The organism is Schaedlerella sp., assembly GCF_056796775.1.
Window position 1 is genome coordinate 136,202 of the sequence record NZ_JBQIKP010000005.1, and the last position, 12,928, is coordinate 149,129.

Consider the following 12,928-nt stretch of genomic DNA (forward strand, 5'->3'; position numbering starts at 1 on the left):
TTTTCCCCCCCCTGTGTCTCATCCTTATGGAACTTTGACAGGAATTGCCGGGTGGCTGAGATTCTGTTCCATCCGACAGCAATATAATCATAGCTCATTTTCCAGAAAAAATCCATACCTAATCGGACGAAGTCTGCCCGTCACGCAGTAAAGAATACCTTGCATAATATGGGGGGAGAGACTATAATAAATAAGCGGAAAGCTGCCGGGGCAGTTTTTTACGGATATCCATGTATTCGAAAGGATGATCAGCGGCAGGCTTTCTGAATTTGTGCCGTATCTGCAGAGAAAACAGGCAGATGCGCATAGTTTAGAGATAAAGAGGTATATGCAGATGATAAGAATCGGTATTTTAGGCTATGGCAATCTGGGCAGGGGTGTGGAATGTGCCGTGAAGCAGAATCCGGATATGGAGCTGGCGGCAGTCTTTACCCGCAGGGATCCGGCAGATGTAAAGATCCTGACAGAAGGTGCATGTGTGTGCGGCATATCCGAAGCGCAGGACTGGAAGGACAGGATCAATGTGATGATCCTGTGCGGCGGGAGCGCGACGGATCTTCCCGAACAGACTCCGATCTATGCGGAGCTGTTCCATGTGGTAGACAGCTTCGATACCCATGCAAGGATCCCGGAGCATTTTGCCAGGGTGGATGAGGCGGCGAAAAAAGGCGGTAAGGTGGGAATCATATCCGTGGGCTGGGATCCGGGGGTGTTCTCTCTGAACCGGCTGTATGCCAATGCGATCCTTCCGGATGGAAAGGATTATACGTTCTGGGGAAAGGGCGTCAGCCAGGGGCATTCCGACGCCATACGCAGGGTAGAGGGCGTCAGGGACGGCAAGCAGTATACGATTCCGGTAGAGGCCGCGCTGGATTCCGTGAGAAAGGGAGAGAATCCGGATCTGTCCACCCGGCAGAAGCACACGAGAGAGTGCTTCGTGGTACTGGAAGAAGGGGCGGATGCGGCGAAGGTGGAGGAAGAGATCAAAACCATGCCGAATTATTTCGCGGATTATGACACGACGGTACATTTTATCAGCCAGGAGGAACTGGAGAGAGACCACAGCGGGATTCCCCACGGCGGTTTCGTGCTGCGCAGCGGAAGGACCGGGTGGAAGTCAGAGAACAGCCATCTGATCGAATACAGCTTGAAGCTGGATTCCAACCCGGAATTTACGGCCAGTGTCCTGGCGGCATATGCCAGGGCGGCATACCGGCTTGGCTCGGAAGGCGTAAGCGGCTGCAAGACCGTGTTTGACATTGCGCCGGCTTATCTGAGTCCGAAGGACGGGGCAGCGCTGCGGGCAGAGCTTCTGTAGGAACGTCTGCCGCAAAGACAGATACAGAGTAGAAAGAGAAAAGGAGGAACGGAAAAATGACGATCGAGCGTGTAGAGAATATGGCCGGAGGAGAAGGTCATGTGATCATCAAAAAGATTCTGGGAGAAAAGGAACTGAACGGAAAATGCAGACTTTATGCGGAGGTTACTCTGGAAAAGGGCTGCTCTCTGGGATATCATGTGCATCATAACGAGAGCGAAACTTACTATATCCTTTCCGGAGAAGGGGAATACGATGATAATGGAACCCCGCGTCCGGTAAAAGCAGGGGATGTGACGTTTACGCCGGACGGCTGCGGACACGGACTGAAAAATACGGGGCTGGAAGATCTGGTATTTATGGCGCTGATCATTTTGGATTAAACGTTCTGTCCTTACGGATCAGCACCCCGTACAGCTGGAATTCGTTTTGGAATTTGAATGACCGCTGCGCTCGTCATGTTCAGAGCGCGGCGGTTTTGGCATTCAGGAGAGCAATCGCCCGGCCGTTTCGGAAGTCCGCCGAAGTATAGGAATGACAGGGGGCAAGGATATGTCAGGATTTTTCCGGCAGATCTTTACAGGCTGTATTTCCGGAACAGGCAGGAGATCACGCCCGCGGCGCACAGGCCGAACAGGACATTGTGCATGGAGCCGAATACATCCAGAGCTCCCCGGATGCCCTGGAGAGATTCGAACCGCTCCGGGATCCAGTTATTGACCAGGAAGGCGCCGTAGGAACAGATATAAATAAAAAAGAATGAGAACATCCCCCGGCCTACATCTTCTTTGTAATATCCGGTCTCGTCATACACGCGCACCCTTGTCATGGCCCAGAGCGCGGAGAACAGCTCAAATAGGATGAAGAAAGCGGCTACGGCAAAATAGGATGCCAGGACCAGGGTATAATTCTGAGAGACCACTGCATTTTCAATGTCGCCGTAGGGCGCGCTCCCCCGGAAAAAATTATAGGCCATAAATCCGGTGATGGCCAGAATCAGGATCACCGACAGGTTCCGGAAAATAGTCTGGGAGATCCGGTACACGGTCCTTCCACCTTTTTTGATGGGGGCGGCAATGGGAGTCTGTCCGCTTCTTTTCCGCCTGGCATGGGACAGACGGACAGGCTCCCGATACTCACTTCGGCTGCCGCGCCTCCGGCCGTTTCCGGGTCTGTCATAATCGTCATCCTCATAATCATAATCATCCCTGCCGTCATAATAACCGTCATATCCATCATCCGGATCCTCAATGGACAGGTCGTAACGTCTGCTGTCCCTGACACGGGGCATGGGCTGCGTCATGGTCTCTGTCCTTACGCCGCTGCGGGAATCTTCGTCACTTTCCGGATTCACTTTATATTTGGAGGAGATATCTTCCTCATAGGTAACTTCAAAATCATCACTGAACTCATAAGCGCTTTTTGGGGGCTTACGCATAAGATCACTCCTTTTTCATTGTTTTTAGAAAGCTCTGCCAGGATGAGACATATCTTATCACACGGCAGATGGATTTTCCAATGTTTTTTATTTTAAATCCTTTTTCGGGCAAAATCAATCTTTCCAGAAAAAACGTCCTGAATTTTTCAGATAGTTCCATCATGAAGCATTGACCTGAGACTCCGATAGACGTATAATAATAGCGCAGGCGCAGCGATTTGGAACAGCGGGCCTTAAGTCTGTCTGCTTGTCGCGGCAATGACGCAAAAAACAGAAAAGGAGTGGAATTATGGCAATTTTAGTAGCAGGAGGAGCAGGATACATTGGAAGTCATACCTGTGTGGAGCTCTTGAACAGAGGTTATGAAGTTGTAGTGATTGACAACCTTTACAATTCCAGCGAAGTCGCTTTGGAGCGTGTGAAGGAGATTACGGGAAAGTCATTGAAATTCTATAAAGGTGATATATTGAGCCGGGAAGACCTGGAGAAGATTTTTGATAACGAGGAGATTGAGGCTGTGATCAATTTCGCAGGGCTCAAAGCAGTCGGAGAATCTGTGGCCAAGCCATGGGAATATTATCATAATAATATCAGCGGAACATTGATCCTGTGCGATGTGATGAGAAATCATGGCTGCAAAAATATGATCTTCAGTTCTTCCGCGACCGTATACGGAGACCCGGCGGAGATCCCGATCACGGAGAAATGCCCGAAGGGACAGATCACCAATCCGTACGGACAGACGAAGGGGATGCTGGAACAGATCCTGACAGACCTGCACGTAGGGGATCCGGAGTGGAATGTCATGCTGCTCCGTTACTTCAATCCGATCGGGGCCCATGAGTCTGGACGGATCGGAGAGGACCCGAAGGGGATCCCAAACAACCTGGTTCCCTATATTGCCCAGGTTGCGGTCGGCAAGCTGAAATGTCTGGGTGTCTTCGGGGACGATTATGATACCCATGACGGAACCGGAGTCCGTGACTACATCCATGTAGTGGACCTGGCAGTGGGTCATGTAAAGGCAATCGAGAGAATGCGGACAGAGGAAGGCAAGGGCGTTCATATCTACAATCTTGGGACAGGCGTCGGCTACAGCGTGCTGGATGTGGTGAAGGCATATGAAAAGGCATGCGGCAAAGAGATCCCATATGAGATCAAGCCACGCCGGGCAGGAGATATCGCGATGTGCTACTGCGACGCAACGAAGGCAAAGGAGGAACTGGGCTGGGTTGCGGAACGCGGCGTGGAAGAGATGTGCGCGGATTCCTGGAGATGGCAGTCCAACAACCCGGACGGCTACAGAAGCTGATAAAAGATTTTCATCTGTACGGTTGCAATCCGAAATATCGGTTTTATGCAGCTTATTGCAATAAAACCGATATTTCGGATTAGCAACCGTACAGATGGAAAGATTTTCGATCACACGATTCTGAGCGGCAGAATGGAACTGGAAAATCATTTTTATATATTGACAAGCGTTTCCAAACTTGTTATGATAGAAAAACAGAACGCACTCTGTTTTTGCGGAAGAGTGATACCCGAAGGGCATCCCATAACGCATGTCCCTGCGGGACGGGCGGATTTCGTCCGATCAGGTATAGAAAGTGAGATAGTGTATGAGAAGACAGGTATACTCTCTGCTGGTGGATAATAACCCGGGTGTCCTGAGCAGGATTGCGGGATTGTTCAGTCGGCGGGGCTACAGTATTGACAGTATAACGGCAGGGATGACGGCGGATTCCAGGTTTACCAGGATCACGGTCGTATCGTCGGGGGATGAGCTGATCCTCTCCCAGATCGAGAAGCAGGTACGTAAACTGGAGGATGTCCGGGAGATCAAGCTCCTCAAGGATGACGAGGCAGTGTACCGGGAGCTGATCATGGTGAAGGTGCGCGCGGACGCGAAGCAGCGTCCGGAGGTGCTCTCCATTGCGGATATTTTCCGGGCGAAGATTGTGGATGTGGAGCCGGAGTCCATGATGATCGAGCTTACCGGGGATCAGTCCAAGCTGGAGGCTTTTTTAAACCTGCTGGACGGATATGAAATCCTGGAGCTTGCCAGAACCGGAATCACGGGATTGTCCAGAGGGATCAAGGACGTTACATATCTGGAGTGAATCACGGATTCGATAAGGGATTCAGCTGTAACCGGATAGCTAAAGGCTCAAGAAGCCTTTAACTTATATATTACTCACGGCCGATGAGATTGGCCGGCAGAAGAAACAGGAGGAATTTCAAAATGTCAGCAAAAATTTATTATCAGGAAGACTGCAATCTTTCCATGCTGGAAGGAAAGACCATTGCCATCATCGGATATGGCAGCCAGGGCCATGCACATGCCCTGAACCTGAAAGAATCCGGATGCCATGTCATCATCGGACTTTATGAAGGAAGCAGATCCTGGTCTAAGGCAGTGGAGCAGGGATTTGAAGTGTTTACCGCGGCAGAGGCGGCGAAGCAGGCCGATATCATCATGATCCTGATCAATGATGAGAAGCAGGCAGCCATGTACAAGAAGGACATTGAGCCGAATCTGGAAGAGGGGAACATGCTCATGTTTGCTCACGGATTCAATATTCATTTCGGACAGATCGTACCCCCGAAGAACGTGGATGTGACCATGATCGCTCCGAAGGGACCGGGACATACGGTAAGAAGCGAATATCAGGTTGGAAAGGGCGTTCCCTGTCTGGTTGCGGTAGAGCAGGACGCGACCGGCAAGGCACTGGATAAAGCGCTTGCTTATGCGGCAGGTATCGGCGGAGCAAGGGCAGGCGTACTGGAGACGACCTTCAGGACAGAGACAGAGACAGACCTGTTCGGCGAGCAGGCAGTACTTTGCGGCGGTGTATGCGCACTGATGCAGGCAGGCTTTGAGACATTGGTGGAAGCTGGATATGATCCGAGAAATGCCTACTTCGAATGTATCCATGAGATGAAGCTGATCGTGGATCTGATCTATCAGTCCGGTTTCGCGGGAATGAGATATTCGATCTCCAACACTGCGGAGTACGGTGATTATATCACAGGTCCGAAGATCATCACAGATGAGACCAAGAAGACTATGAAGAAGATCCTGGCAGACATCCAGAGCGGTGCGTTTGCGAAGGACTTCCTGCTGGATATGTCCGAAGCAGGCGGACAGGCTCACTTCAAGGCAATGCGGAAGCTGGCTTCCGAGCATCCGTCGGAGAAGATCGGGGAAGAGATCCGCAAGCTCTACAGCTGGAGTGATGAGGACAAGCTGATCAACAACTAATAGAGAATGAATCTATAAAAGAACAGTAGACCAGTCGTGGGCTGCTGTTCTTTTATAGATCAGGATAATTCTCTGAATTTTCCATAGAATAAAAAAGACATACGCCATGACGGAAGCGTATGCCTTTTTATTTCAATAAATATCTATTCTTAAGCAATGCCGTTGACAGCCTTGGTCAGACGGGAGATCTTTCTGGAAACGGTGTTCTTATGATATACACCCTTTGTCCCAGCTTTAGAAATCTCAACGATGGCAGCCTTCAAAGCTGTCTTAGCTGTCTCAGCGTCCTTCTGCTCGATCGCGGTCTCAACCTTCTTGACAGCAGTCTTCACTCTGGACTTGATCGCTTTATTTCTGGCAGCCTTAGTCTCGTTTACCAAAATCCTCTTCTTAGCAGATTTAATATTAGCCAACCTGTACACCTCCAAATCACATAATAATCAAAATGCAGTTACACTTCACAAACTGTGAATGATAACAAAATGCAGACAGATCATAAAATCTGCCTGAAAATGACTCCGTTGGATTCGGACACGGACGTACCAACGGAACATACTCACTTATTTTATGCCAACTGTCAAAAGATGTCAATACATATTTCTCAAAATATTGTAAAAACTACATACTATTCGCAGTCTTATAAGAATAAGTAGAGTGAGGGAAAGAACATGTTGGAGAAATATAGTGTGCGTACAGATCTTGCGCTGGAGGAGAAGGAACGGTTTGAATCAGACAATGTGGAGATTTCCGGAGTGGTATTGGAGGAAGAATACGACAAGGAACGGGAGATTCGGATCACCCGTGTGAAGGTGGAGACGGAAAACGGGGCCAAGACCATGGGGAAGCCGGTGGGCGTCTACCTGACCATGGAAGCGCCCAATATGGCAGTGCCGGACGAGGATTACCACAGGGAAGTGTCGGTCAAGCTTTCCGAATATATCGAGGAGCTGATCCGGGGCAGGTCGCTGGATACGGACGATCTGTCCGTCCTCGTAGTAGGTCTGGGAAACCGGCAGGTAACGCCGGACGCGCTGGGGCCGTATGTGGCGGATAACCTGTGCGTGACCCGGCATATCGTGAAGGAATATGGAAAATACGCTATGGGGATGGAGCATGCCCGTCTGGTCAGCGCCATCGTACCCGGTGTCATGGGGCAGACAGGAATGGAAACTCTGGAAATTGTAAAAGGGGTGGTAGACGAGACGAAACCTGATCTGGTGATCGCCATCGACGCGCTGGCGGCGAGAAATACCAGAAGACTGAATCGGACCATCCAGATCGCGGATACTGGCATCCATCCCGGTTCCGGAGTGGGAAATCACAGGAACGGGCTTACGAAGGAGTCCGTGGGAGTTCCGGTCATCGGGATCGGCGTCCCCACAGTCGTAGACGCGGCGACCATTGCCAATGATACCATGGAAAATCTTATCGAAGCGCTGGAAACCTCGGAAATTCTGAAAGGAGTGGGGGACGTTCTGCGGACTTACAACAGCGCGGAAAAATACGAGCTTGTAAAAGAACTCATATCTCCCCATCTGAACGGCATGTTTGTGACGCCAAAGGATGAGGATGAGCTGGTAAAACAGATCAGCTATACAATTTCCGAAGCATTGAATATGCTTTTCACGAATAAAGAGGAGGAGTAAGGAATAAGGTAAAATGAGGGATCTGACCGGTCCCTCATTAAAGGAGGGTGTATGGAAAAAGAACGACTGAGCCGGGGGATCGCGGCAGTGCTGCTGTGCCTGGCTTTTACATATATCATTATCGATACCGCGGGAGGTACAGGCATTGGATGGGGATACCGCTGGCAGAGGGCGCTCTTTCAAAGTACGGAGCGGATGTATCTGCCGGGGGCGGTGTACGCGGCCCGGGAGGAAAACAAGCCTGCTGCGCAATGGCTCCTGGAGCAGGCATTCGACTGGATCCCGCTGGTGGAGTATCTGGATACGAAGATCCAGTACCGGACGGTCATGGAGGATGAGGAGACCATCGCAAAAATACTGGAAAATCAGGCCAATGACGGCCATATGGTAGATCAGAACGGAAATCCGGTGGGAGGGACTGAAAGCGTGGAGGATGTTGTGCCGACACCGGGACAGCCGGTCCTCGACATGTCCATAGAAAGGCTTCGGGACTTTGATTATCTCCTCAGCAATTTTTATACGGTTGACAGTTCTACCATGATCGGACCGGAGCAGCTGAACGCGGATGACCTGCTGGGAAGGAGCATGAAGATCGATACCAGTACGCAGGGACCCAAAGTGCTGGTCTTTCATACCCATTCTCAGGAAGAATTCGCCGATTCCACTCCGGGAGACCCGGCTACAAGCATCATCGGGATCGGGGAGTATCTGGTACAATTGCTGAATGCCAAGGGGATCGGAGCCATTCATGATACCGGGGTGTATGATATCATCAACGGACAGCTGGACCGGAGTAATGCTTACGAAAACGCGGAGGCCTCCATCCGTCCGGTCCTGGAGGCCAATCCCACGGTGGAAGTCGTCATTGACCTGCACCGGGACGGCGTGGCGGAGGGCACCCATCTGGTGACGGAGGTGGACGGAAAGCCTACGGCAAAGATCATGTATTTTAACGGATTGAGCCGTACAAGGACCAACGGGGATATCGAGTATCTGTACAATCCATATATCCAGGATAACCTGGCATTTTCCCTGCAGATGCAGCTTGCGTCGGAGAGCATGTATCCGGGGTTTGCGCGGCATATCTACCTGCGGGGATACCGGTACAATCTGCATCTGATGCCGAAGTCACTGCTGATCGAAGCGGGGGCTCAGACCAATACGGTGGAGGAAATGCGCAATGCCATGGAGGTGCTGGCGGAAACACTGCATCAGGTGCTGATGTAAATTTCCGGATAATCTTCAAAGAAATGAAAAAAGACTTGCAATATACCCTGCGGGGGTATATAATGTAAAGCGTATAAGGTAATGAAAGTTTTCTACCTGTATGGCTGGATGCTCTTTGAGCATCCAACCCACCTCATTCATTCGTAAAATCCGTGCTTCGCGCTTTTGTGCCTGCTAACGCAGTCACATTTTACTCATTAATGAGGTAGGTTGCTAATCCGAAGTCGTATTTTCATTGTAATAAATTGCATAAAAATGTGACTGCGGATTGCAACCGTACAGGTGGAAAGTTTTTTGCGTCGCCGAAAGAACGGTGTGAGGAAGAGGTTTATATGGAAGAGACTCATGTAGAAGAGGAATATACAAAGGATACGCTGCCGGAAGAGACCGGCGGATGCTGCGGAACACAGAAGGAGTGCTGCCACAAGACGAAAGAGCGGTCGGATAAGGAGTACAGGGATCTGGTTCATCGCCTGAACCGGATTGAGGGGCAGGTACGGGGACTGAAGCGTATGCTGGAGACGGATGCCTACTGTACGGATATCCTGGTGCAGGTATCGGCAGTGAACGCGGCGTTGAACAGCTTTAACAAGGTACTGCTGGCGAACCACATCCGGACCTGCGTGGCAGAGGACATCCGGGCCGGGAAGGATGAGACGATTGATGAGCTGGTGGCGACATTGCAGAAGCTGATGAAGTAAGGAACTGTGCATAAATAACTTATATATCTGACTTGTCTCAATATCCATCTGCCGCATCAGAAAATCTTGACGCAGCCCACTGCGCCTGCGATTTTCTTCTTTGCAGATAAATATTGATCCTACGTCATCTGTACAAGTTATTTGTGCACAGTTCCTAAACAGATTCCCCCTGTATGGTTGGATGCTCTAAAGAGCCTCCAAGCGTACAGGTGGAAAAATTTTGTAGTGCGAAGGAGGAAGGATTATGGAACAATATACAGTAACCGGAATGAGCTGCGCGGCCTGCAGCGCCAGAGTGGAAAAAGCTGTAGGCGGCCTGCCGGGAGTGCAATCCTGTTCGGTGAGCCTGCTGACCAATTCCATGGGAGTGGAGGGATCTGTCTCCGCGTCGGAGGTGATCGCGGCAGTAGAGGCGGCAGGCTACGGAGCAGCAATAAAAAATGCGGAGGCAAAATCAAAAGGAACCGTGAAAGCCGCCGCAGAGGAAGAATTTTTAAAGGATCATGAGACTCCGGTCCTGAGGCAGAGGCTGACCGCGTCCCTGATCTTTCTGATTCCGCTGATGTATCTTTCCATGGGGCATATGATGTGGAACTGGCCTGTGCCTGGATTTCTGGCAGGCAATCATGTGGCAATGGGCCTGATCCAGCTTTTGTTTACAGGGATCATTATGATCATCAATCAGAAGTTTTTTATCAGCGGCTTCCGGGGACTGCTCCATCGCGCGCCCAATATGGATACACTGGTCGCGCTGGGGGCGGGGGCGGCGTTTGTGTACAGCACCTATGCGCTGTTTGCCATGACGGACGCGCAGATGAAAATGGATATGGCGGGCGTCATGTCCTATATGCATGAGTTTTATTTTGAATCGGCGGCCATGATCCTGACGCTGATCACAGTGGGAAAGATGCTGGAGGCCCGTTCCAAGGGAAAGACAACGGACGCGTTGAAAAATCTTATGAAGCTGGCGCCCAAAACCGCAGTGATCCTGCGGGACGGCGCAGAGACAGAAGTTTCCATTGATCAGGTACGAAAAGGAGATCTCTTCGTGGTCCGTCCGGGAGAGAATATCCCGGTGGACGGAGTGGTACTGGAAGGAAGCAGCGCGGTAAATGAGTCGGCGCTGACAGGAGAGAGCATTCCTGTGGATAAGGCAGAGGGAGATGCGGTATCGGCGGCTACGCTGAATCAGTCCGGTTTCCTGAAATGCCAGGCCACCAGGGTGGGGGAGGATACCACGCTTTCCCAGATCATCCAGATGGTCAGCGACGCGGCGGCTACGAAAGCGCCGATTGCCAAGGTGGCGGACAAGGTTTCCGGTGTTTTCGTTCCCACAGTGATCGTGATCGCGCTGGTAACGATCCTGGTGTGGCTGATTGCGGGAGAAGGGATCGGGTTCGCGCTGGCAAGGGGGATCTCGGTTCTGGTCATCAGCTGTCCCTGTGCATTGGGGCTTGCGACTCCGGTAGCCATCATGGTGGGAAACGGCGTGGGAGCCAAAAACGGAATCATGTTCAAGACCGCGGTTTCTCTGGAAGAGACCGGGAAGATGGAGATCGTTGCGCTGGACAAGACAGGAACCATAACCAGCGGGGAGCCGAAGGTGACGGACCTGCTGCCGGCAGAGGGGATTTCCGAGTCCGGGCTTTTAGAGCTGGCTTATGCGTTGGAGCACAAAAGTGAACATCCTCTTGCAAGGGCGATCCTGACAGAGGCAGAGGAACGCGGTTTGAAAGCGCAGGAGGTCAGTGACTTTGAGGCACTTCCGGGAAATGGACTGTCAGCGGTGCTGAAAGGGGAACTCACCTTGAAAGGTGGGAATCTGAAATTCATCAGCCAGTATGCAGAGGTCACAGATGCCATGCGCAGGCAGGCCGAGCATCTGGCAGAAGAGGGGAAAACCCCGCTGTTTTTCAGCAGCAACGGTCAGCTTGCCGGAATCATCGCTGTGGCGGATGTGATCAAAGAGGACAGCCCCAGGGCCATCAAAGAGCTCCAGAATATGGGCATCCGGGTCGTCATGCTGACGGGGGATAATGAGCGGACCGCAAAGGCCATCGGTAAACAGGCCGGAGTGGACGAGGTGATTGCGGGTGTCCTTCCGGATGGAAAGGAAAGCGTGATCCGTGCCCTGAAGCAGAAAGGCAAAACAGCAATGGTCGGGGACGGGATCAACGATGCGCCGGCCCTGACCAGGGCAGATATGGGGATTGCCATCGGAGCGGGAACGGATATTGCGATCGACGCGGCGGATGTGGTCCTGATGAAGAGCCGCCTGAGCGATGTGCCGGCTGCTATCCGACTGAGCCGCGCGGCACTGCGCAATATCCATGAAAACCTGTTTTGGGCATTTTTCTACAATGTGATCGGGATTCCGCTGGCAGCAGGGATCTGGTTTCCGATCTTCGGGCTGAAACTGAACCCCATGTTCGGGGCAGCTGCGATGAGCCTGTCCAGCTTCTGCGTGGTGACAAACGCACTGCGGCTGAACTGGTTTAAGATACATGATACAAAGAATGACAAAAAGATCAAAGTAAAAAGAAAGCAGGAGGTAACAGTGATGGAAAGAACAATGAAGATTGAAGGGATGATGTGCGGACACTGCGAGGCAGCCGTGAAAAAATGCCTGGAGGCACTGCCGGAGGTGGATGCGGCCCAGGTCAGCCATGAGGCAGGCACAGCGGTGGTAACATTGAATGCGGAGATTGCCAATGATGTGCTGAAAAAGGCGGTTGAGGATCAGGATTATAAGGTGTTGGAGATCAACGGTTAAGCAGACGGGGAGGAGCAAAAGTGCCTCTCCCGTTTTTTATGCGTTACAGTTTGCGGTCGTGAACTGTAACAACGGGTTTTTTGATGAACCAGCTCTGACGCTTAAAAAATTTTGAATAAAATCTTGCATTATTTGGGGCTATTGCAACGTTTCAATAAAAGGCCAGGAAACTTTTTCTTCGCACATAGGATAAAACATCCATTCGTCTAAATAAAAGCAGGAACGATGAAACACCTGGCCCCGTTTGATATGATGTCAGCATAAAAAGCAGTAGTCTGGCAAGGGAGGTTGGGAACGATATCTTGTGATTCTTTATGTAAATATTGATTGATAGCTCAGACTTTACGTTCCTTTGCAAAAGTAACTTTCTATCCAACGTCTGAAGCTCTCTGAAAGAAGAAGTCCGGATTGGATTTTCTCCACTCCTGACAGAGGGATTTTGCAGATATAGTGTATTATATTACTCAAACTTCGCACATAGATTTTAGCTATGCACCTTGAAAATTCAATATCTGGCAATGATTCAATTATCAAAGAACAGCCTTTTGGAACACTATGCTGCT

At 50.9% G+C, this 12,928-nt stretch carries 11 protein-coding genes; 9 read left to right on the forward strand and 2 right to left on the reverse strand.

Translation table 11 applies throughout. The annotated features are described in order from the left end of the window. Positions 1 to 334 precede the first annotated feature (334 nt). Positions 335 to 1,318: a diaminopimelate dehydrogenase gene (locus ACTOY7_RS04450; RefSeq protein ID WP_160280368.1), complete on the forward strand. Its 984-nt coding sequence runs from the start codon at positions 335 to 337 to the stop codon at positions 1,316 to 1,318. 56 nt (positions 1,319 to 1,374) lie between these two features. After that, on the forward strand, positions 1,375 to 1,701 hold the full coding sequence (locus tag ACTOY7_RS04455; RefSeq protein ID WP_160280367.1) for a cupin domain-containing protein: 327 nt from the start codon (positions 1,375 to 1,377) through the stop codon (positions 1,699 to 1,701). Between the two features lie 194 nt (positions 1,702 to 1,895). Here ACTOY7_RS04455 and ACTOY7_RS04460 read toward each other — a convergent pair whose 3' ends face one another. Beyond that, complete coding sequence (locus ACTOY7_RS04460; RefSeq protein WP_160280366.1) at positions 1,896 to 2,756, reverse strand: hypothetical protein; 861 nt, start codon at positions 2,754 to 2,756, stop codon at positions 1,896 to 1,898. Positions 2,757 to 3,045: 289 nt separating this feature from the next. Between ACTOY7_RS04460 and galE the strand changes: the two genes are divergently transcribed. The 3 genes from galE (at position 3,046) to ilvC (ending at position 6,018) form a co-directional block, all read left to right on the forward strand. Then, positions 3,046 to 4,068 carry a UDP-glucose 4-epimerase GalE gene (gene galE / locus ACTOY7_RS04465; protein ID WP_160280365.1) on the forward strand — a complete coding sequence of 341 codons (1,023 nt, stop codon included), beginning with the start codon at positions 3,046 to 3,048 and terminating at the stop codon, positions 4,066 to 4,068. Between the two features lie 307 nt (positions 4,069 to 4,375). Beyond that, positions 4,376 to 4,876, forward strand: a complete 501-nt coding sequence (gene ilvN, locus ACTOY7_RS04470; protein ID WP_160280364.1) for an acetolactate synthase small subunit — start codon at positions 4,376 to 4,378, stop codon at positions 4,874 to 4,876. A 122-nt stretch (positions 4,877 to 4,998) separates the two neighbouring features. After that, positions 4,999 to 6,018, forward strand: a complete 1,020-nt coding sequence (gene ilvC / locus ACTOY7_RS04475) for a ketol-acid reductoisomerase (protein ID WP_160280363.1) — start codon at positions 4,999 to 5,001, stop codon at positions 6,016 to 6,018. A gap of 149 nt (positions 6,019 to 6,167) precedes the next feature. On the opposite strand, the gene rpsT is transcribed toward ilvC, so the two are convergent. Further along, positions 6,168 to 6,431: a 30S ribosomal protein S20 gene (gene rpsT, locus ACTOY7_RS04480; protein ID WP_016294359.1), complete on the reverse strand. Its 264-nt coding sequence runs from the start codon at positions 6,429 to 6,431 to the stop codon at positions 6,168 to 6,170. Positions 6,432 to 6,686: 255 nt separating this feature from the next. Between rpsT and gpr the strand changes: the two genes are divergently transcribed. The 4 genes from gpr (at position 6,687) to ACTOY7_RS04500 (ending at position 12,365) form a co-directional block, all read left to right on the forward strand. Further along, complete coding sequence (gene gpr / locus ACTOY7_RS04485) at positions 6,687 to 7,664, forward strand: GPR endopeptidase (protein WP_160280362.1); 978 nt, start codon at positions 6,687 to 6,689, stop codon at positions 7,662 to 7,664. Positions 7,665 to 7,715: 51 nt separating this feature from the next. Continuing rightward, the gene (locus tag ACTOY7_RS04490; protein ID WP_160280361.1) at positions 7,716 to 8,891 is read left to right on the forward strand and encodes a stage II sporulation protein P; all 1,176 of its coding nucleotides are present in this window, start codon (positions 7,716 to 7,718) and stop codon (positions 8,889 to 8,891) included. Positions 8,892 to 9,223: 332 nt separating this feature from the next. Continuing rightward, positions 9,224 to 9,592 (forward strand): metal-sensing transcriptional repressor, encoded by a 369-nt coding sequence (locus ACTOY7_RS04495; RefSeq protein WP_300885613.1) that lies wholly within the window; start codon positions 9,224 to 9,226, stop codon positions 9,590 to 9,592. 244 nt (positions 9,593 to 9,836) lie between these two features. After that, complete coding sequence (locus ACTOY7_RS04500) at positions 9,837 to 12,365, forward strand: heavy metal translocating P-type ATPase (protein WP_160280360.1); 2,529 nt, start codon at positions 9,837 to 9,839, stop codon at positions 12,363 to 12,365. The last annotated feature ends 563 nt before the right edge of the window (positions 12,366 to 12,928 follow it).

Excerpts from the sequence above, each read along its gene's own strand:
- ACTOY7_RS04450 (WP_160280368.1), top strand. The coding sequence starts at position 335 with ATGATAAGAATCGGTATTTTAGGCTATGGCAATCTGGGCAGGGGTGTG.
- ACTOY7_RS04455 (WP_160280367.1), top strand. The coding sequence starts at position 1,375 with ATGACGATCGAGCGTGTAGAGAATATGGCCGGAGGAGAAGGTCATGTG.
- ACTOY7_RS04460 (WP_160280366.1), bottom strand. The coding sequence starts at position 2,756 with ATGCGTAAGCCCCCAAAAAGCGCTTATGAGTTCAGTGATGATTTTGAA.
- galE (WP_160280365.1), top strand. The coding sequence starts at position 3,046 with ATGGCAATTTTAGTAGCAGGAGGAGCAGGATACATTGGAAGTCATACC.
- ilvN (WP_160280364.1), top strand. The coding sequence starts at position 4,376 with ATGAGAAGACAGGTATACTCTCTGCTGGTGGATAATAACCCGGGTGTC.
- ilvC (WP_160280363.1), top strand. The coding sequence starts at position 4,999 with ATGTCAGCAAAAATTTATTATCAGGAAGACTGCAATCTTTCCATGCTG.
- gpr (WP_160280362.1), top strand. The coding sequence starts at position 6,687 with ATGTTGGAGAAATATAGTGTGCGTACAGATCTTGCGCTGGAGGAGAAG.
- ACTOY7_RS04490 (WP_160280361.1), top strand. The coding sequence starts at position 7,716 with ATGGAAAAAGAACGACTGAGCCGGGGGATCGCGGCAGTGCTGCTGTGC.
- ACTOY7_RS04495 (WP_300885613.1), top strand. The coding sequence starts at position 9,224 with ATGGAAGAGACTCATGTAGAAGAGGAATATACAAAGGATACGCTGCCG.
- ACTOY7_RS04500 (WP_160280360.1), top strand. The coding sequence starts at position 9,837 with ATGGAACAATATACAGTAACCGGAATGAGCTGCGCGGCCTGCAGCGCC.